We start from the raw sequence: 18,745 nt of genomic DNA, 5'->3' as shown, positions 1-18,745 counted from the left end.
GATCGAGGTTCCCCATGACGGCGCGTCTCGCGACCGCGCGACTGCTGGCGGCAGCGTCCCTGCTGGCCCTGTCGCTCGCCGCCTGCCAGGACGGCTCCGGGATCAACGGCCCGAGCGCGCGCAGCCTCGCGCCGGTCGCCCCCCAGACGGTCGCCCTGATGCAATCCAAGGGGATGCAGCAATCCGACCCGATCCTGATCCGCACCTTCAAGAAGGAAGCGGAGATGGAGATCTGGAAGCGGGGCGGCGACGGCCGTTACGCCCTGCTGAAGACCTACCCGATCTGCCGCTGGTCCGGCCAGCTCGGCCCCAAGACCCGCGAGGGCGACCGGCAGGCGCCGGAGGGCTTCTATACGATCACCCCGGGCCTGATGAACCCGAATTCCTCGTACTATCTCTCGTTCGATACCGGCTTCCCCAATGCCGTCGACCGGGCCAACGGGCGCACCGGCAAGTACCTGATGGTGCACGGCACCTGCTCGTCGGCGGGCTGCTTCGCCATGACCGACGCCACCATCGCGGAGATCTACGCCATCGCCCGCGAGGCGTTCATCGGCGGCCAGCGCAGCTTCCAGTTCCAGTCCTATCCGTTCCGGATGACAGCCGAGAACATGGCCAAGTTCCGCAACGACCCGAACATCGCCTTCTGGCAGAACCTCAAGGAAGGGTCCGACTATTTCGAGGCCCTGCACGAGGAGCCGAAGGTCGGCCAGTGCGGGACCAAATACGTGTTCGGCGGGGCCGACGCGGCGGCCGGCTCGTGCAAGCCCCATGTCGACCCGCTGGTGGCGGAGAAGAGCGCGCACGACGCCCGCGCGGTCGCCGACCTCGTCGCCAAGGGCACGCCGGCGGTGCGGGTCGTCTACCAGGACGGCGGCCAGAACCCGGTCTTCCGCCCGCAGAACACGAGCGCCTTCGCGAGCCTCGGCGGGACCGAGACGGTCCTGCCGTACGACGCCAAGGAATACGGACGGCACAATCTCGGCGACGTGAGCCGGCCCGAGACCCTGGCGGCGGGCCCGCAGGAGATCGAGGTCACGCCGAAGGGCCAGCCGGTGATGCTGGCCGGCGCCGAGCCGGCGGCCCCCGCCCGGGCCGCGAAGGCCGACGGCAAGGGGCGCGGGCGGGAGCCCGCGAAGCCGGCGGTCACGACGCTCATGGCGAACCGCGCCGATCCCAACGCGCAGGTCGAGACCACGGCGGCGCTGCCCGAGAAGCCCGCGCGGATCGCGGTCGCCGACGCGGACGGCGACCCGAGCAGCTACCAGAAGCTGTTCGGCCAGCTCTTCGCCAAGGACAAGCCGGCCCCGGCGGCACCCCCGACCCCGGCGGTCGACGCCGCGGTGGTGCCGGAGCCGGTGAAGCTCGCCCACGCCGCCGAGAAGGTCGCGCCGAAGGCCGCCAAGGCCCATGCGGTGAAGACCGCCAAGGTCGAGGGCAAGATCGACGGCAAGGCCGAGGCGAAGCCCGCCCTCCGGAAGGGCGAGCCCGAGGGCCGGAAGCCCTGACAGCTCAGACCAGCGGCCGGTCGCGGTTCATCAGCCACAGGGCGTGGACCGTGCCGGGCAGCCAGCCGAGGATCCACAGCAGGATGTTCAGCAGGAACTGCAGGCCGAAGCCCGTGGTGACGAGAACCGCGATCGGCGGAAAGAAGATCGCGAGCAGAATGCGGACGAGGCTGGACACGGACACTCCCGGACGAGGTTCCTGAGGGGATCCTCGCTCAAACGACGGGCGCGCCTCTCCGTTCCCGGGACTGTTCGCGCCGCTCCGGTGTCCCGTATCGGAGCCCGGAGCGGCGGCCTGAGGCGTGGCGCCTCAGTTCTTCGCCGGCGGCGTGGTCGCGGACGGCACGTTGGCCGCCTGCTTCTCCGGATGCTTCACCTGGCTGTAGGCGACGTTGGCGAAGGTGCCGATCACCGCGGGCCAGCTCGGGTTGCCGTATTGCGGGTCGTCGCGGCCGACCTTGCAGAACGCCGTGGTCAGGCCGTTGACGATGTCGTCGTCCGTGACCCCCGTGGGCTCCGCCTTCACCTGCTGCACCAGCCGGACGAGCGTCGGGACGAAGTCCTGCTGCTTCAACCCCTTCAGGCTCTCCTGGATGCCGATCTTGTCGAAGGCGGCCTTGAGCTTGTCCTGCTCGATCTCCGCGCAGGGGGCGGTGCCGGCCAGCATGGTCTTGGTGGCGGCGCGCGCCTCGGAGGCCTTGTCGCCCGTCACCACCGGCGCCTTGTTGCCCCAGGAGTTGCGGATGTAGTCGGTGACGTTCCTCACCTCGACATCGGTCATCTGCTGGCCGATCGCCACCATCGGGGCGAGGCCGCTCTGGGCCGCGAGCCCGCCATAGATCACCCGCAGCACCGTCTCGGGCCCTTCGGACTGGACCGAGGTGTTGCCGGCGAGCGCCGGCACCGCGCCCTCGATGCCCTTGCCGTCGGGCTGGTGGCAGGAGGAGCAGTAGGTCAGGTAGGTGGAGGCGCCCGGCGCGTCGGCGGTGTCGAAGGCGGCGAGATCCTTCGGCTTGTAGGTCTGCTTGGCCGGGACCGTGCGCAGGTAGGCGACCATCGCCTTCAGATCCTCCTCCTTCACCTTGGAGAGGGATTCCATGATGGTCTGGCGCATCGGCCCGGCGGCGACGCCCGGCCGGTTGCCCGGGGCGGTGCCGGTCTTGAGATAGGTCACCACCTGCTCGTCGGTCCAGGCGCCGATGCCCTGATGCCCGTCGGGCGTGATGTTGGGGGCGTACCAGCCGTCGATCACGCCGCCGCCGAAGCGCCCGGCGAAGCTCGAATTGCCGACGAGCTTGTTCTCGTTGTGGCACATGGCGCAGTGGCCGAGCCCCTCCACGAGATAGCCGCCGCGATTCACCTCGGCGCTGGCGTTCGGGTCGGGCTTGAAGCGCTCCTCGGTGAAGAAGGCGGTGCGCCACGTCACCAGCGCCGTGCGGACGCTGAAGGGGAACGGGATCTGGCTCTCCTGCCGCTTCTCGCTCACCGGCGGGAGCGATTGCAGGTAGGCCCAGATCGCCTTCGTGTCCTCGTCGGTGACCTTGGTGTACCAGGCGAAGGGGAAGGCCGGGTACAGGTAGCCGACATGCTTGCTGTAGCCCTGCCGGAACGATTTCTCGAAGTCGGCATAGGTGTAGTCGCCGAGCCCGGTCTCCTTGTCGGGGGTGAGGTTGGGGGTCATGATCACGCCGAAGGGCATGTTCAGGGCATAGTTGCCGGCGAGGTACTTGCCGCCCGGCGCCGTGTGGCAGGCCGCGCAATCGCCCATGGTCACGAGGTACTTGCCCCGCTCGATCTGGTCGGCCGACCCGTCCTGCGCCAGCGCCGGCGCGGCCAGGAACAGGCTCGCCAGGATCGGGGCCGACACGCGGCCGGAGGAGAGGGCTCTCGTGCGCTGCATGCCGCGTCTCCCATCCCGAACTTAGAGTAATTCAGATTCGTGTGCCGCGCGTGAACGCGGCCGTTCGCGGCGTTGTTCCGGCCGGCGCCGGGCTGCGGCGTTGTGCCGTGGCCGTCCGGAACCGCAGGCCGAGATCGGCGAGATGGGCGACGAGCCCGGCGAGCATCCAGGCGGCGACCGCGATCCAGCCGTCGCCCACCAGCGCCGCCCGCAGGGCCAGCATCAGGGCGGCCCCGGAGGCGAGGTTCGCCAGAAGGGACGGCAGCGGCGGGCCGCCCCGGCGGCGGACGAGCCACGCGAGGACGAGCGCCTCCCCGGCGACCAGCAGGAGGATGCCGTCGACGATCCGGCCCGAGGCGAACAGCGGGGCCAGAAGACCCTCCATCACGCCGGCTGCCCGAAGGGCGCGTTGAGGCGCACGATCCGCAGGTTCAGGCAGGCGGCGACGCTGACCCAGGCGAGGTAGGGCAGGTTCATCAGCCCGGCGCCGAGGCTGACCCGGCCGGTGACCAGCATCAGCACGGCGATGGACAGCCACAGGGCCGCCACCTCGGCCAGCGCCCAGTCGGGCCGCCGGAACCGGAAGAACAGCACGCTCCAGGCGATGTTGAGAACCCCGTTCACCGCGTAGGCGGCCAGGAGGACACCCCGCGCGGCGGGATCGGCGTCGCCGTTCCAGGCGAGCACACCGGCCGTGGTGGTGAGCGCGAAGATCACCGTCCAGACCGGGCCGAAGGCCCAGTCCGGCGGCTTCCAGGCCGGGACCCGCAGGCGCCGGTACCAGCCGTCCGTGGTGGTCGCGAGGCCGCCGGCCACGGCCACCAGCACGGCGGCGGCGGCGGCCACCGCGGGCGGCCCCAGGTCGACGGCGAGGCTCACGGGGAGACCCAGCGGAACAGGTGGGCGAGATCCTTGAAGAAGATCCGCGCGTGGGCGGCGGGCTTCGCCCGGACCAGCTCCTTGTTCATGTAGCTGTCCCAGGTGAGCTGCTGGACGTCCTTGTCCCGGCAGATCGAGACGAAGCGCTCGCGCAACCCGTCGCTGCGGTACCAGACCCACTGCATCATCCCGAGGATCCAGAACACGCGCCCGTGCAGCTTCATGAAGGCCTTGCGCGCCCCGGCCAGGGCGCGCGCGTCCCCGGTCCGCAGGAAGGCGGCGGCGGCCTCGGCCGAGAGCCGGCCGCCGAGCATCGCGTAGTAGATGCCCTCGCCGGAGGCCGGCGCCACGACGCCCGCGGCGTCGCCCGCGAGCAGCACGTCCCGGCCGTTGTCCCAGCGCTTCAGGGGCTTCAGCGGCAGCGGCGCGCCCTCGCGGCGGACGGTCTCGGCGTGGTCGAGGCCGGTCGCCGCGCGCAGGGCCCGGATCGAGGAGCGGAGCGAGAAGCCCTTCCTGGCGCTGCCGGTGCCGATGCTGAGCGTATCCCCATGGGGGAAGATCCAGCTGTAGAAATCCGGCGAGTGGCGGCCCTGGTAGTAGACGTCGCAGCGGGTCGCCTCGACGGCCTCGGCCCCGGGGGTGCCGGCCTCCGGCACCCGCAGGATCTCGTGATAGGCGAAGACCTGCCGCATCTTGGCGTGGCCCGGCACCTCCGCCCGGCCGACCGGCGAGCAGGCGCCGTCGGCGCCGATGACGAGGCGGGCCCGGACGGCGTGGCGGGCGAGATCCGCGCCGGTCCCGGTGGTGAAGTGGACGAGCGGCACCCCGTCGTCGGGCCGGGTGATCCGATCGTAGGCGGCGTCGCGCAGGTCGGCGCCGGCCTCTTCCGCGCGGGCGCGCAGCCACGGGTCGAAATGCTCGCGGTCGACCATGCCGACGAAGCCCTCGCCCACCGGCATGTCGACGGTCTTGCCGCTCGGCGCCACCATCCGGGCGGACCGGATCTTGGCGACGAGGAGCGCATCGGGGATCGCGAAATCGCGGATCAGCCGCGGCGGGATCGCGCCGCCGCAGGGCTTGATCCGGCCGGGCTTGTCGAGGAGCAGAACCGCGTGGCCGGCCCGGGCCAGGTCGGTGGCCGCCGTGGCCCCGGCCGGCCCGCCGCCGACCACGACGACGTCGTAGGATTCGCGACCGGAGCCGCCTTCGTCCAACCGAGCCATGGCCTCACCTCGCGCTGAAGGCAGGATCGAGCGGCACCGAATCGGGTGCCGGAGCGGGTTCGAGCCGGGCCGCCAGGACGACCGCGACGAGGAAGAGCACGCCTTCCGCGGCGAAGACCGCCGCGTAGGCCTGGACCGGTTCGGCGGTGACGAGCCGGACGGCATCCACCGCCGCCGCCCCCAGGAATCCGCCGGCCCCGAAGGCGACGCCCTGCGCGGCGCCCCAGACGCCCATGCGGGTGCCGCGCTCCCGTGCGTCGCCGCGGCCGGCCAGCGCCATCATCGAGCCGATGGCGGCCACCGCGTAGGCACCGTTGGCGACGCCCAGGGCGAACACCGTCGCGCGCAGGGGGAAGTCCGAGCCCGCCGCCACACCGCTCGCCAGGGCGAAGAGGGCGGCCGCCGAGCCGGCGCAGCCGATCCCGATCCAGAGCCGCAGGGAGGCGAGGGCGGTGCCGCGGGCGGCGAGGGTCACCCCCGCCACCAGCAGCATGCCGGCGAGCACCCCGCCGTGCTGCAACCCGGCGAGCTTGGTGGTGGCGCCGGGGCTCATCGCGAAGACGAGGCCGGCATAGGGCTCCAGGATCAGTTCCTGGGCGCTGTAGGCCAGCATCGAGACGAAGACGAAGATCGTGAAGGTCCGGGCCACGGGATCGGCCAGCACCTGGGCCAGCACGGTGAAGAACGGCCGGCGCGCCTCCGCGGGCTCCGGGGCGCGGACCGGCAGGCGGCGCTCGATGCCGGCGACCGCCAGCGCCGCCACGCAGAAGGCGACGAGCGAGACCGTGCCCGACACCGCCACGAGCCGCAGACCGGAGAACGGATCCAGGAAATGCCCGGCGAGCGGTGCCGTGACGGCGAAGCCGACGATCATCATCACCCAGACGATGGTGGCGGCCGCGCCCCGCCGGGCCGGGGCGACGCCCCCCGACAGCAGGACGAGGAGCGAGGTCCCGGCCGCGCCGACGCCCATCCCGACGCACAGGAAGGAGAGGGCCGCGAGGGCGAGGCCCAGGGCGAGGTTCTCGGCGGCGAGCGCGGTGCCGCAGGCGGCGCCGAACCCGCCGAGGCAGAGGGCCACCATGCCGCCGACGATCCAGGGGGTGCGCCGGCCGCTGCGGTCGGACCCGTAGCCCCAGCGCGGGCGCAGGACCTGCACGGCGTAGTGCAGGGCGACCAGCAGGCCCGGCACGATGGCGGGGAGCGCCAGTTCCACCACCATCACCCGGTTGAGGGTGGCGGTCATCAGCACGACGACGCTGCCCAGCGCCGTCTGGACGAGGCCGAGGCGGACGATCTGGGGCCAGCCGAGATACCCGTCGGACGCGACCGCTCGCCCGCCCGCCTTCGCGGGGGACGGGCGGGCGCCCGGCCGTTCCGTGCGCGAGCCGCCCGCCATCACACCCCTCCCACCAGCGGGCGCAGCGCGAAGGCCGAGACCAGCATGCCCAGGACGTAGAGGGTGGTGCCGGTGCCGTTGTACCAGATCGCCCGCTCCCGGGGGTTCTCGAGGAACCGGACCATCAGGGCGGCCTGGCCGGCGAGCAGCGCCGCGACGAGGCCGGCATGCCAGTACCGCTCCCAGTCGACGAGGAGCGCGATCACCGCCACCTGCGGCAGGGCCATCACGAGGCAGGCGAAGCGCGCGGCGCGCTGCGAGCCCATCTGCACGGGCAGGGACAGCAGACCCATGCGCCGGTCACCTTCCACCGACTTGAAATCGTTGAGCGTCATGATGCCGTGGGCGCCGGCTGCGTAGAGCAGCGCCACCAGGAGCACCCGCCGGTCCGGCAGGGCCGCGGCCATGACGGCGGCGCCGGTGAACCAGGGCAGCCCCTCGTAGCAGAGCGCCACCGCGGCGTTGCCCCACCAGCCGTTCCGCTTCAGCCGGACCGGCGGCGCCGAGTAGATCCAGGCCAGCACCAGCCCGAACAGGGCGGCCCCGAGGATCCAGGGCCCCAGGGCGGCGGCCACCACCAGCGACAGCAGCGTCCAGCCCAAAGCGAGGTAGAGCCCCCAGCGGCCCGGGATCCGCCCGGAGGGAATCGGCCGGTTCGGCTCGTTGATCGCGTCGACGTGGCGGTCGAACCAGTCGTTGGCGGCCTGGCTGGTGGCGCAGACCAGCGGCCCGGCGAGCAGCACCCCGGCGGCGATCACCGGCCATTGGCCGCTGGCCGGCTGCCCGGAGGAGATCACCCCGCAGGCGAACGCCCACATCGGCGCGAACCACGTCAGCGGCTTGAGCAGCTCGATGACTGCGCTCGGGGCGGGCGTAGCGGCCATGGCGGGAGGCTACCGGGCCCCGCCGAAGTGTCAAGGCAGATTTACACCACGCGGCGGAATGGGCGCGGCGTTTGTCCAGCGAATACAACCCCCACGTCAGGAATACATTATCCGGCACACCGGAAAGTCGCGGGGCGCAGCGCCTCGGCGGCGGCCGGTTTTACCGGTGCGGCGGCGGTCCTGCGCGCGCGATCCGGCGGTCGTGCGCGCGGAACGCGGCCATCCTCGCGCGTTGGGCGCGGTCAGGCGCGCGGCAGTCCGCCGAGGGCCGAAAGGGAGTCCGGCGCCCACCTCAGGCGTCGTCGGCCGGGCCGTCCAGATCGCCGACGCCGTAGCGGCGCATCTTGGCGTAGAGGCCCTGCCGGCTGAGGCCCAGCATCTCGGCCGCCGAGGCCCGGTTGTCCCGGGTGATCCGCAGCGCCGCCTCGATGCAGAGCTTCTCGATGAGGTCCGTGGTCTCGCGCACCAGGGTCTTCATCGAGACCCGGCCCACCAGCTCGGTCATCTGCTCCACCGAGCGGGGCAGCCCCCGCCCGATCGCCGAGGCGGAGCGCCCCTCGGCGATCCGCCGCGGGCCGGACCGGATGGCGAAGCCGAGGCAGGGGCGGGGGCCGGCCACCGACACGGCGGCGACCTCCACATCCTCCAGGCCGCCATAGGCGCCCCGGATGACGGTGGCGAAGCGGCGCACGGCGCCGTGGTCGACCAGGGTCGCGAACAGGGCCTGCGCCTCCATCTCGTCGCGGCCGAGCCAGTGGTCGAGGGTCCGCCCGCGGGCCTGCCCCTCGGTGGCGAGCTGGGCCAGCTCCAGGAAGGCGGCGTTCGCCATGAGGACGCGCCGCGACGGGTCGGTGACGACGAATCCTTCCGGCATCGCCGCCAGAACGGCGGCGGTGGGCGCCTCCTGATCGGGCCCGGCCGCCGTCGCCGCCGGGTCGGCGGCCAGCTGCAGCAGGGCGCTGGCGCCGCCCTCGCCCCGGAACAGCGAGGCGGACACCGTGACCTCGCCCCGCTCGTGCGGCAGGGACGCCCGGATCGCCCCGGCCTGCCCGGTCGCCCGCAGGGCGGCGAACTGCGCCTCCAGGGCCCGGGTGCTGGAGGCGTCGAACAGGTCGACGGCGTCCTGGCCGGTGATGCGCCGTGCGGGCCGCCCGAGCAGGCGCGCCGCGGCGGGATTGACCTCGGCCACTCGGCGCGTCCCGGCATCGACCACCAGCACCGGCTCGCCGGAGATCTGAAACAGCAGCCGGTAGCGGGTCTCGGCGGCGCGCAGGCGGTCGTAGTCCCGCTCCAGGGCCTGCTGCGTCTCCATCAGCCGGCGCTGAAGGGCCGCCACCGCCCGCATGTCGCGCCCGAGCACGAGGATCGGACCGTCCCCCGCCGGCCGGATCGAGGCGTAGCGGATCGGCAGGTCGATCCCGTCGGGGCAGGGATGGTTCACCTGGCGCCATCGGGTGATGCCCTCGGCCCGGGCATCCCGCAGAAGGGCGTTGACCTTCGGGCGGCTCTCCACCGTGACCGTGTCGATCCAGCGCCGGCCCAGCCAGCCCGCCACCGTCTCGGCCTTGAGATCGGCGCCGACCGTCGCGTCCCGAATCACCCCGTCGGCATCGATCACCAGCGACAGGTCCGTCGATGCCGCGACGATGCGGCCGACCGCCTCGCCTTCGAGGAGGCCGGCCACCTGCTGCAGGGCCGCGGGCGGCGACTGCGAGGTGTGGCGAGGCTGGGGCGTCACGGTCACCGCAATGTGATTGCAATGTGATATTCGGATACCAACCCTTTCAGCAGGCCAATGCCTGTCTGTCCAGCAAAGCTTCCGCCGCGGCGGGCGCCAGGCAGGCGTCCGACACGCAGGCATCCGCCCCGACGATCCCCGCCTCGCCGCCGTAGCGCGCGAAATAGGGGCCGCCGACCAGAACGCGGATCTCCCGGTTGCGGGAGTCGCGGCGCACCTCCGCCACGGCCTTCGTCAGGGCCGGCAGCAGCACGTCGCAGGAGAGCGACAGGCCGACCACATCGAACCAGTCGGTGCGGAGCAGCGTCAGGGGATCGACCTCGGGACCGGGCACCGCCGTGGTCACGTCCCAGCCGGCCTCCCGGAAGAAGCTCGCGACGATCGACAGGCCGAAGACATGCGTCTCGCCGGGACAGGGCAGCAGCAGCACGCTGCGCCCGTTGGCCGGGATCGATTCGTCCTCCAGCTCGGCGCAGAGGCGTCGGCTCACCGCATGGAGCCGCCCGAGCGCCTCCGTCACCGCCAGGAAGTCGCAGGCATCCTCCTCCCACAGCGCGCCGAGGTGGCGGGCCGCCGGGGCGAGCAGATCGAGGAGCAGGCGGGCCAGGGGCAGGCCGCCGTCGCGCAGGACCTCCACCCGGGCGTCGAGATCGACCGGACCGGCCTCCAGGAGCAGGGCGCTGAACTCGGCGATCTCCCGGGGACTCGGCGCGCGATTCGCCGGGCGGCCGCGGCCGGCGGGCCGGTGCGCGAGCATCAGCCGGGGCAGGATCTCCGCCTCGACCACGCGGGCGAGCATGTCCGGAACGGGCCGGCGCAGATCGGACCAACCGACGGGGCTATCGCGGAACACGGAACGACCATCGCTCACAGGGTTACAGCCGGCCGCGGGCTGGCCGTGATCCAGGCGATCGCCGAAATGCCTCCAGTCTCCCATCGGCATCCCTCCCTGAGTCGGCCCTGGCCCGGGAGGACCAGCGGCACCGCTCGTGTCCTGGGTGCGGCGTTGCTCGCCTGTCTATTCTTCGCGTTCGTCAGTCCCGGATCTGACAAGTGAAACTGCGGCAGTCTCCAGCCGTCGAGCCCGACGATACGCTTCCTGGCGATCTTGGCAATGATCTTATTCGAAGAAAAAATATCTCTCACCTGTCATGTTCCGAAACCGTCAAGCGCACTTGACACTTCTGGGACCCTCGCCCTAGCCTCTGTCAACGACGGAGCCTTTGGCGCCGCCGAGCACCAGGGAGCGGATGCATGGGTCCCGAGGACCGGCCGGCACGACCGCTCTACACGCCTGCCGAACGGCGACGGCGCGACTCTTCGCCCTGGACCCTGGTTCAGGGCGTGCTGGCGCCTCTGCAATTCGCGATCTTCCTGATCAGTCTCGTCCTGGTGCTGCGCACCCTCGCCACCGGCGCAGGTCAGTTCGCCGCTGAGATCTCGGTCGTCGTGAAGACCCTGGCGCTCTATGCGATCATGGTCACCGGCTCGATCTGGGAAAAGGCGGTGTTCGGGCGGTGGCTCTTCGCACCGGCGTTCTTCTGGGAAGACGTGGTCAGCATGCTCGTGCTGGCCCTCCACACAGCCTATCTCGCGGCTCTCATCACGGGCGCACTCAGCGGGCAGGCGCTGCTGCTGCTCGCGCTGGCGGCCTACGCGACCTACGTGGTCAATGCCGGCCAGTTCCTCATGAAACTCCGCGCCGCCCGTCTCGAGGGCACCGGCAGCCGCGCACCGCGCCTCGCGGAGGCGCTGTCATGAACGCTCCCCTGATCCACCAGCCTCCCTGCGGCGGCATCGACCTGCACCAAGAGCAGGGGCAGAGGGCAGTGTTCTGCGGCCTCACCGGCATCGTCTGGCTCCACCGGAAGATCCAGGACGCCTTCTTCCTCGTGGTCGGCTCACGGACCTGCGCGCATCTGATTCAGTCCGCCGCCGGGGTGATGATCTTCGCCGAGCCGCGCTTCGCGACCGCGATCATCGACGAGCGCGACCTCGCCGGGATCGCCGACGCGAACGAGGAACTCGACCGGGTCGTGACCCGGCTGATCGAGCGGCGGCCGGATATCAAGCTCCTGTTCCTGGTGGGCTCCTGCCCGTCGGAGGTGATCAAGCTCGACCTGTCCCGGGCGGCGCAACGGCTGTCGGGGCGCCTCGCCCCCGTGCGGGTCCTGAACTACTCCGGCTCCGGCATCGAGACGACGTTCACGCAGGGCGAGGATGCCTGCCTCGCCGCCCTGGTGCCGGACCTGCCCCGCGAGGTCGAGACGGCCGCGCCGTCGCTCCTGGTCGTCGGGGCGCTGGCCGACGTGGTGGAGGACCAGTTTCTTCGGATTTTTGCCGCGATGGGGATCGGCGACGTCCGGTTCCTGCCCGCCCGCCGGGCCGACACGATGCCCGCGGTCGGGCGCAACACGCGCTACCTCCTGGCCCAACCGTTCCTGGCCGACACGGCCCGCGCCCTCGAAGAGCGCGGCGCCCGCCGGCTCCCGGCGCCGTTCCCACTCGGTGCCGAGGGCACGACCGGATGGCTGCGGGCGGCGGCCGAGGCGTTCGGCGTCGCCGAGGCCGTCTTCGACCGGGCGACGGCCCCGGGCCGCACCCGTGCCGAGACCGCCCTCGCGCCCCATCGCGAAAAGCTCGCGGGCAAGCGCGTGTTCTTCTTCCCTGATTCGCAGCTTGAAGTGCCGCTCGCCCGCTTCCTCGCCCGGGAACTCGGCGCGGATCTCGTGGAGGTCGGGACGCCTTACCTGCACCGGGCGCATCTGGCCGCCGAGATCGAGCTGCTGCCCCAGGGTACGCGGGTGACCGAGGGCCAGAGCCTCGACGACCAGATGGACCGCTGCCGGGCGGCGCGCCCGGACCTCACGGTCTGCGGCCTCGGCTTGGCCAACCCGCTGGAGGCGGAGGGTCTGTCGACCAAGTGGTCGATCGAGCTGCTGTTCACGCCGGTACAGGGCTACGAGCAGGCCGGCGACCTCGCCGAGCTGTTCGTGCGCCCGCTCCGGCGCCGCGCCCTGCTGGAGGTGTAGCGCCATGCAGCTCACCCTCTGGACCTACGAGGGTCCCCCGCATATCGGCGCCATGCGCGTCGCAACGGCGATGTCCGGCCTGCACTACGTGCTTCACGCGCCGCAGGGCGACACCTACGCGGACCTGCTGTTCACGATGATCGAGCGGCGGGACGCCCGCCCGCCCGTCACCTACACCACCTTCCGCGCGCAGGATCTCGGCCGCGACACCGCCGAGCTGTTCAAGGAGGCGGTCGCCGCCGCGCACGCACGCTTCCAACCCCAGGCGATGATCGTCGGCGCCTCCTGCACCGCCGAGCTGATCCAGGACGATCCGGGTGGCCTCGCCAAGGCCCTCAACCTGCCGATCCCGGTGATCCCGCTGGAGCTGCCCGCCTACCAGAAGAAGGAGAACTGGGGCGCCTCAGAGACCTTCTATCGCCTCGTCCGGGCGCTCGCCGGTCCGCCGGCCCCGCGTCCGGCGCGCGAGCCCGGTCGGCGGCCGCTCTGCAACATCCTCGGGCCGACGGCTTTGGGCTTCCGCCACCGGGACGATCTGATCGAGATCCGACGTCTGCTCGACTCCCTCGGGATCGCCGTCAACATTGTCGCGCCGCTGGGAGCCTCTCCGGCCGACCTCGGCCGCCTCGGGGACGCCGATTTCAACGTCGTGCTCTACCCCGAAACCGCCCGGTCGGCCGCGGAGTACCTGAAGAAGAGCTTCGGTCAGCCATTCACGCAGACACTGCCGATCGGCGTCGGCGGCACCCGCCGGTTCGTCGCCGAGGTGGCGGAGATCGCGGGAATCGATCCGGCACCCGTGCTCGACGGCCCGGGCTCGCGCCTGCCCTGGTACTCGCGGTCGGTCGATTCGACCTACCTGACGGCCAAGCGCGTCTTCGTGTTCGGGGACGCGACGCATGCCATTGGCATCGCCCGGGTCGCGGCGCGCGAACTCGGCTTCACGGTGGTCGGTCTCGGGACCTACAGCCGCGAATTCGCCCGCGAGGTCCGCGCCGAAGCGGCCGAGCACGGGATCGAGGCGCTGATCACCGACGACTACCTCGACGTCGAGGCGGCGATCCGCGCGGCGGCACCGGAACTGGTGCTCGGCACCCAGATGGAGCGCCACGTCGCCAAGCGGCTCGGCATCCCCTGCGCGGTGATCTCGGCGCCGGTCCACGTCCAGGACTTCCCGGCCCGCTACGCGCCGCAGATGGGGTTCGAGGGCGCCAACGTCCTGTTCGACACCCTGGTCCATCCGCTGATGATGGGCCTCGAAGAGCACCTCCTCGGCATGTTCCGGGAGGATCCCGAATTCCACGACGGCGTCGGCCCCTCGCATCTCGGCGGCAAGTCCTTCGGGACTCCGGCGGACGGGGCGCTCGAGGCCGGAGAACGGGCGCCGGCCGACACCCCTCCGACGTCGGCGCCCGTTCCGATCCTGCTGGACAGGCCGGTCGCGACCGCATGGTCGCCGGAAGCCGAGAAGGAACTGAGAAAGATCCCGTTCTTCGTGCGCGGCAAGGCCCGCAGCAACACCGAGACCTTCGCCCGGGAGCGGCACCTGCCGCTCATCACGATCGAGACCCTCTACGATGCCAAAGCGCATTACGGCCGCTAGGCCGCCGATCCGCGTCGTCATCGTCACGCTCGACAATCATTTGGCGAGCGCGGTGGAACGGGCGCGCCTGCGCCTCCGGTCCGATATGCCGGGGCTGGTGCTGGGCTTCCACGCGGCAGCCGAGTGGGAGACCGATCCTGCGACGCTGGAGGCCTGCCGGGCCGACATCGCGCAGGCCGACATCGTGCTCTCGGCCATGCTGTTCATGGACGAGCATGTCCGGGCGATCCTGCCGGCGCTCGCGGCCCGGCGCGAGGCCTGCGACGCGATGATTGGCTGCATGTCGGCGGGCGACGTGGTGAAGACGACGCGGCTCGGCCGCTTCGACATGAGCGGCACCAAGCGCAGCGCCCTCGACTTCCTGAAGAAGCTGCGCGGCAAGCCCGGCCAGCAGGGCAATGCCGGCCGGCAGATGGCCCTGGTGCGCAAGCTGCCGAAGATCCTGCGCTTCATCCCGGGCTCGGCCCAGGACGTGCGCGCCTACTTCCTCACCCTGCAATACTGGCTGGCGGGCTCCGACGAGAACGTCGCAGCCCTGGTGCGTTTCCTCGTGCACCGCTACGCGGCGGGCGAGCGGGCGGCCTGGCGCGACGGGCCGGCGGCACCCGCGCCCCTCGACTACCCCGAGACCGGCCTCTACCACCCGCGCCTGCCCGGCCGAATCGGCGCGGACCCGTCTCGGCTGCCGCGCCGGGCGGACGCGACGGGCCGCGTCGGCCTCCTGATGATGCGCAGCTACGTGCTCGCCGGCAACACCGCCCACTACGACGGCGTCATCGCGGCCCTGGAGGCCAAGGGCCTCGACGTGGTGCCGGCCTTCGCCAGCGGTCTCGACAACCGCCCAGCCGTGGATTCGTTCTTCATGCGGGACGGGCGCGCCTGCATCGACGCCCTCGTGTCCCTCACCGGCTTCTCCCTGGTCGGCGGCCCCGCTTACAACGATGCCGCTTCCGCCGAAGCAATGCTGGCCCGACTCGACGTGCCCTACCTCGCCGCCCAGGCGCTGGAGTTCCAGACGCTGGAGCAGTGGGAGGCGGGTGAGCGCGGCCTGTCGCCGGTCGAGGCGACCATGATGGTCGCGATCCCCGAACTCGACGGCGCCACCGCCCCGATGGTTTTCGGGGGCCGCTCCGCCGCGTCGGGCAGCGACAATTCCCGCGACATGCGGGTCCATCCCGAGCGGGCCGCGCGTCTCGCCGAGCGGGTCGAACGGCTGGTGTCCCTGCGCCGGACCGAGAAAGCCGAGCGCCGACTCGCCGTGGTGCTGTTCAATTTTCCGCCGAATGCCGGCGCCACCGGCACGGCGGCGTTCCTGTCGGTCTACGCCTCGCTCCTCAACACCCTGAAGGGCCTGGCGGCCGACGGCTACAAAGTCGACGTCCCTGAAAGCGTCGATGCCCTGCGCGCAGCGATCCTTGAGGGCAACGCCAAGCGCTACGGCACCCAGGCCAATGTCCACGCCCGCATTCCGGCCGAGGATCACCTGCGGCGCGAGACTTACCTCGCCGAGATCGAGACCCAGTGGGGCCCGGCGCCGGGCCGCCATCAGACCAACGGCGCCGAGATCTTCGTGCTCGGAGCGCAGTTCGGCAACGTCTTCGTCGGAGTCCAGCCTGCCTTCGGCTACGAGGGCGACCCGATGCGGCTGCTGTTCGAGCGCGGCTTCGCGCCGACCCACGCCTTCTCGGCCTTCTACCGCTACCTGCGGGAGGATTTCTCCGCCGACGCCGTGCTGCATTTCGGCACCCACGGGGCGCTCGAATTCATGCCCGGCAAGCAGACCGGCCTGTCCGAGGCCTGCTGGCCGGAGCGGCTGATCGGGGCGCTGCCGAACGTCTACCTCTACGCCGCCAACAACCCGTCGGAGGGGACGCTCGCGAAGCGCCGCTCGGCCGCGACGCTGGTGAGCTACCTGACCCCGAGCCTCGCGGCGGCCGGGCTCTACCGCGGGCTGATCGACCTGAAGAGTTCGATGGAGCGCTGGCGCGGCCTCGACCTCGAAGCCGGGACGGAGCGGGAGAGTCTCGCCCGGATGATCCAGGACCAGGGCGCGGCCCTCGATCTCGTGGCCGCCGAGCCGGCCTGGACCGGCGATCTCGGCGCCCGGGTCGGCGCCCTCTGGTCCGCCGTGCAGGAGTTGGAGCAGACCCTGATCCCGCACGGGCTGCACGTGGTCGGAGCGGGGACGCCGGAGGTCGAGCGGGTCGACCTGCTCCTGGCGCTCGCCGAGTCGGCGCACGGCGTGAGTCCGGAGCGGGCCGGGATCGAGGCCCTGGTGGCCGGGCACGGCGTCGAGGCAGCGCTGACGGCCTCCGGCCTGTCCGCCGACGAGACCAGCCGCGCCGCCTTCGCGAGTCTGGCCGAGACCGACCGGCTGCTCGCCCGGGACCACGAGGTGCCGGCGCTGCTGCGGGCCCTCGACGGCCGCTTCGTTCCGCCGGTGGCGGGCGGCGACCTGCTGCGCAACCCTGCGATCCTGCCAACGGGCCGCAACCTCCACGGCTTCGACCCCTACCGCCTGCCTTCCGCCTTCGCGGTCGCGGACGGTGCCCGGCAGGTGGCCCGCATCCTCGAACGCTTCGCGGCCGACGGAAAGCCCTGCCCGGAGAGCGTTGCCCTGGTCCTGTGGGGCACCGACAACCTCAAGAGCGAGGGCGGCCCGATCGCCCAGGCGCTGGCGCTGATCGGCGCCGCGCCCCGCTTCGACGGCTACGGCCGCCTGAGCGGCGCCGAGCTGATCCCACTGGAGACCCTTGGCCGCCCGCGCATCGACGCGGTGGTCACCCTCTCGGGCATCTTCCGCGATCTCCTGCCGCTCCAGACGAAGCTCCTGGCGGAGGCTTCGTACCTCGCCGCCACCGCGGACGAGCCGCTGGAGCAAAACTTCGTCCGCAAGCACGCCCTGGCGATCCAGGCCGAGCAGGGCTGCGACCTGGAGACGGCGGCCCTGCGGGTCTTCTCGAACGCCGAGGGGGCCTACGGCGCGAACGTCAACCACCTTGTCGATTCGGGGAGCTGGGACGACGACGCCGAGCTGTGCGAGACCTTCTCGCGCCGCAAGAGCTTCGCCTATGGCCGCACAGGCCGCCCGGCGCCGCAACGCGCCCTGATGCAGGCGGTGCTGGCCTCCGTCGACATGGCCTACCAGAACCTCGACTCGGTCGAGGTCGGCGTCACCTCCGTCGACCACTACTTCGACGGCCTCGGCGGCATGGGCCGGGCGGTGGCCCGCGCCAAGGGCGAGGCGGTGCCGATCTACATCAGCGACCAGACCCGCGGGGAGGGGCGCGTGCGCTCCCTCGAGGAGCAGGTGGCGCTGGAGACGCGCACCCGCATGCTCAACCCGAAATGGTACGAGGGCCTGCTCGGCCACGGCTACGAAGGCGTCCGCCAGATCGAGACCCACCTGACCAACACGGTGGGCTGGTCGGCCACCGCCAACGCGGTCCAGCCCTGGATCTACGAGCGGATCACCGAGACCTACGTCCTCGACCCCGCCATGCGCGAGCGCATGGCGGCCCTCAACCCCACCGCCTCCGCCAAGGTCGCCCAACGACTGATCGAGGCCCACCGCCGCGGTTTCTGGACTCCCAACGCAGAGATGCGCGACGCCCTCGACCGGGCCGAGGAGGAGCTGGAGGATCGTCTCGAAGGCGTCACCACAGGAGTCGCCGCATGAACATCGCCATCCGCAATCCGGTCGTCGCCCGGAAGGAAGAAGGCAGCGTCCAGGTCGCTCTGGACCCGGACCTGAAGATCGAGACCGCCAAGGTGTTCGCGGTCTACGGCAAGGGCGGCATCGGCAAGTCGACCACCTCGTCGAACCTGTCGGTGGCCTTCTCCAAGCTCGGCAAGCGCGTGCTCCAGATCGGCTGCGACCCGAAGCACGACTCGACCTTCACCCTGACCAAGCGCCTCGCCCCCACGGTGATCGACGCCCTGGAGGCAGTGAACTTCCATTCGGAGGAGCTGCGCGTCGAGGACTTCGTGGTCGAGGGCTATAACGGCGTCATGTGCGTCGAGGCCGGCGGCCCGCCCGCCGGCACCGGCTGCGGCGGCTACGTGGTCGGCCAAACGGTGAAGCTCCTCAAGGAGCACCATCTCCTGGAAGACACCGACGTCGTGGTGTTCGACGTGCTGGGCGACGTGGTCTGCGGCGGCTTCGCCTCGCCGCTCCAACACGCCGACCAGGCGCTGATCGTCACCGCCAACGATTTCGACTCGATCTTCGCCATGAACCGGATCGTGGCGGCGATCCACGCCAAGTCGAAGAACTACCCCGTGCGCCTGGGTGGCGTCATCGCCAACCGCTCGGCCAAGACCGACGAGATCGACCGGTTCAACGACGCGGTCGGCCTGAAGCGCCTGGCTCATTTCCCCGACCTCGACGTGGTCCGCCGCTCGCGGCTCAAGAAGTCGACCCTGTTCGAGATGGACTCGTCCCCGGAGCTCGACGCCGTGACCGCGGAGTACATGCGGCTCGCCGAGACGCTGTGGTCGGGCGCCCCGCCCTGCGAGGCGGTCCCGATGAAGGATCGCGACCTGTTCGAGTTCCTCGGTTTCGATTGAGTTTGGGGTC

General features: G+C 71.5%; 15 protein-coding genes. 6 read left to right on the top strand and 9 right to left on the bottom strand.

Features of this window, described 5'->3' with window-relative positions; translation table 11 throughout:
- Nucleotides 1-14 precede the first annotated feature (14 nt).
- Nucleotides 15-1,508, top strand: coding sequence for a L,D-transpeptidase family protein (locus GGQ91_RS14115; RefSeq protein WP_053608306.1), 1,494 nt, complete (start codon nucleotides 15-17; stop codon nucleotides 1,506-1,508).
- 4 nt (nucleotides 1,509-1,512) lie between these two features.
- On the opposite strand, the gene GGQ91_RS14110 is transcribed toward GGQ91_RS14115, so the two are convergent.
- From GGQ91_RS14110 to GGQ91_RS14070, 9 genes are all read right to left on the bottom strand, one after another.
- The gene (locus GGQ91_RS14110; RefSeq protein ID WP_012318839.1) at nucleotides 1,513-1,686 is read right to left on the bottom strand and encodes a YqaE/Pmp3 family membrane protein; all 174 of its coding nucleotides are present in this window, start codon (nucleotides 1,684-1,686) and stop codon (nucleotides 1,513-1,515) included.
- A 132-nt stretch (nucleotides 1,687-1,818) separates the two neighbouring features.
- Entirely contained in the window at nucleotides 1,819-3,408 is a 1,590-nt protein-coding gene (locus tag GGQ91_RS14105; protein ID WP_179698821.1) for a c-type cytochrome, read from the bottom strand.
- A 31-nt stretch (nucleotides 3,409-3,439) separates the two neighbouring features.
- On the bottom strand, nucleotides 3,440-3,793 hold the full coding sequence (locus GGQ91_RS14100; RefSeq protein WP_043383164.1) for a hypothetical protein: 354 nt from the start codon (nucleotides 3,791-3,793) through the stop codon (nucleotides 3,440-3,442).
- The gene (locus GGQ91_RS14095) at nucleotides 3,793-4,287 is read right to left on the bottom strand and encodes a TspO/MBR family protein (protein ID WP_043383069.1); all 495 of its coding nucleotides are present in this window, start codon (nucleotides 4,285-4,287) and stop codon (nucleotides 3,793-3,795) included. The genes GGQ91_RS14100 and GGQ91_RS14095 overlap by 1 nt, the downstream gene beginning before the upstream one ends.
- Nucleotides 4,284-5,510, bottom strand: a complete 1,227-nt coding sequence (locus GGQ91_RS14090) for a geranylgeranyl diphosphate reductase (protein WP_043383072.1) — start codon at nucleotides 5,508-5,510, stop codon at nucleotides 4,284-4,286. Before GGQ91_RS14090 ends, GGQ91_RS14095 begins: the two co-directional genes overlap by 4 nt.
- A 4-nt stretch (nucleotides 5,511-5,514) precedes the next feature.
- Nucleotides 5,515-6,909 (bottom strand): BCD family MFS transporter, encoded by a 1,395-nt coding sequence (locus tag GGQ91_RS14085; RefSeq protein WP_210281282.1) that lies wholly within the window; start codon nucleotides 6,907-6,909, stop codon nucleotides 5,515-5,517.
- Nucleotides 6,909-7,793: a chlorophyll synthase ChlG gene (chlG, locus tag GGQ91_RS14080; protein WP_075380129.1), complete on the bottom strand. Its 885-nt coding sequence runs from the start codon at nucleotides 7,791-7,793 to the stop codon at nucleotides 6,909-6,911. The genes GGQ91_RS14085 and chlG overlap by 1 nt, the downstream gene beginning before the upstream one ends.
- Nucleotides 7,794-8,085: 292 nt before the next feature.
- Nucleotides 8,086-9,537, bottom strand: coding sequence for a transcriptional regulator PpsR (gene ppsR / locus GGQ91_RS14075; protein WP_182592235.1), 1,452 nt, complete (start codon nucleotides 9,535-9,537; stop codon nucleotides 8,086-8,088).
- Nucleotides 9,538-9,577: 40 nt separating this feature from the next.
- Complete coding sequence (locus tag GGQ91_RS14070) at nucleotides 9,578-10,468, bottom strand: cobalamin B12-binding domain-containing protein (protein ID WP_182592234.1); 891 nt, start codon at nucleotides 10,466-10,468, stop codon at nucleotides 9,578-9,580.
- A gap of 317 nt (nucleotides 10,469-10,785) precedes the next feature.
- Here GGQ91_RS14070 and bchF point away from each other — a divergent pair, with 317 nt between their 5' ends.
- From bchF to bchL, 5 genes are read left to right on the top strand one after another with little or no spacing between them, the layout of a single operon-like run.
- Complete coding sequence (gene bchF, locus GGQ91_RS14065; protein WP_043346566.1) at nucleotides 10,786-11,292, top strand: 2-vinyl bacteriochlorophyllide hydratase; 507 nt, start codon at nucleotides 10,786-10,788, stop codon at nucleotides 11,290-11,292.
- Nucleotides 11,289-12,563 carry a ferredoxin:protochlorophyllide reductase (ATP-dependent) subunit N gene (locus tag GGQ91_RS14060; protein ID WP_043383078.1) on the top strand — a complete coding sequence of 425 codons (1,275 nt, stop codon included), beginning with the start codon at nucleotides 11,289-11,291 and terminating at the stop codon, nucleotides 12,561-12,563. Before bchF ends, GGQ91_RS14060 begins: the two co-directional genes overlap by 4 nt.
- Before the next feature lie 4 nt (nucleotides 12,564-12,567).
- Nucleotides 12,568-14,166: a ferredoxin:protochlorophyllide reductase (ATP-dependent) subunit B gene (gene bchB, locus GGQ91_RS14055; protein WP_043383081.1), complete on the top strand. Its 1,599-nt coding sequence runs from the start codon at nucleotides 12,568-12,570 to the stop codon at nucleotides 14,164-14,166.
- Nucleotides 14,141-17,845 carry a magnesium chelatase subunit H gene (locus tag GGQ91_RS14050; RefSeq protein ID WP_182592233.1) on the top strand — a complete coding sequence of 1,235 codons (3,705 nt, stop codon included), beginning with the start codon at nucleotides 14,141-14,143 and terminating at the stop codon, nucleotides 17,843-17,845. Before bchB ends, GGQ91_RS14050 begins: the two co-directional genes overlap by 26 nt.
- Nucleotides 17,842-18,735, top strand: coding sequence for a ferredoxin:protochlorophyllide reductase (ATP-dependent) iron-sulfur ATP-binding protein (bchL, locus tag GGQ91_RS14045; RefSeq protein WP_043346558.1), 894 nt, complete (start codon nucleotides 17,842-17,844; stop codon nucleotides 18,733-18,735). Before GGQ91_RS14050 ends, bchL begins: the two co-directional genes overlap by 4 nt.
- Nucleotides 18,736-18,745: the final 10 nt, after the last annotated feature.

The sequence above is a fragment of the Methylobacterium fujisawaense genome (assembly GCF_014138435.1).
In the GTDB taxonomy this organism is placed as follows: Bacteria; Pseudomonadota; Alphaproteobacteria; order Rhizobiales; family Beijerinckiaceae; genus Methylobacterium; species Methylobacterium fujisawaense.
Note: the sequence above shows the minus strand (reverse complement) of the source record. Positions and strands in the feature narration are given on the sequence as shown.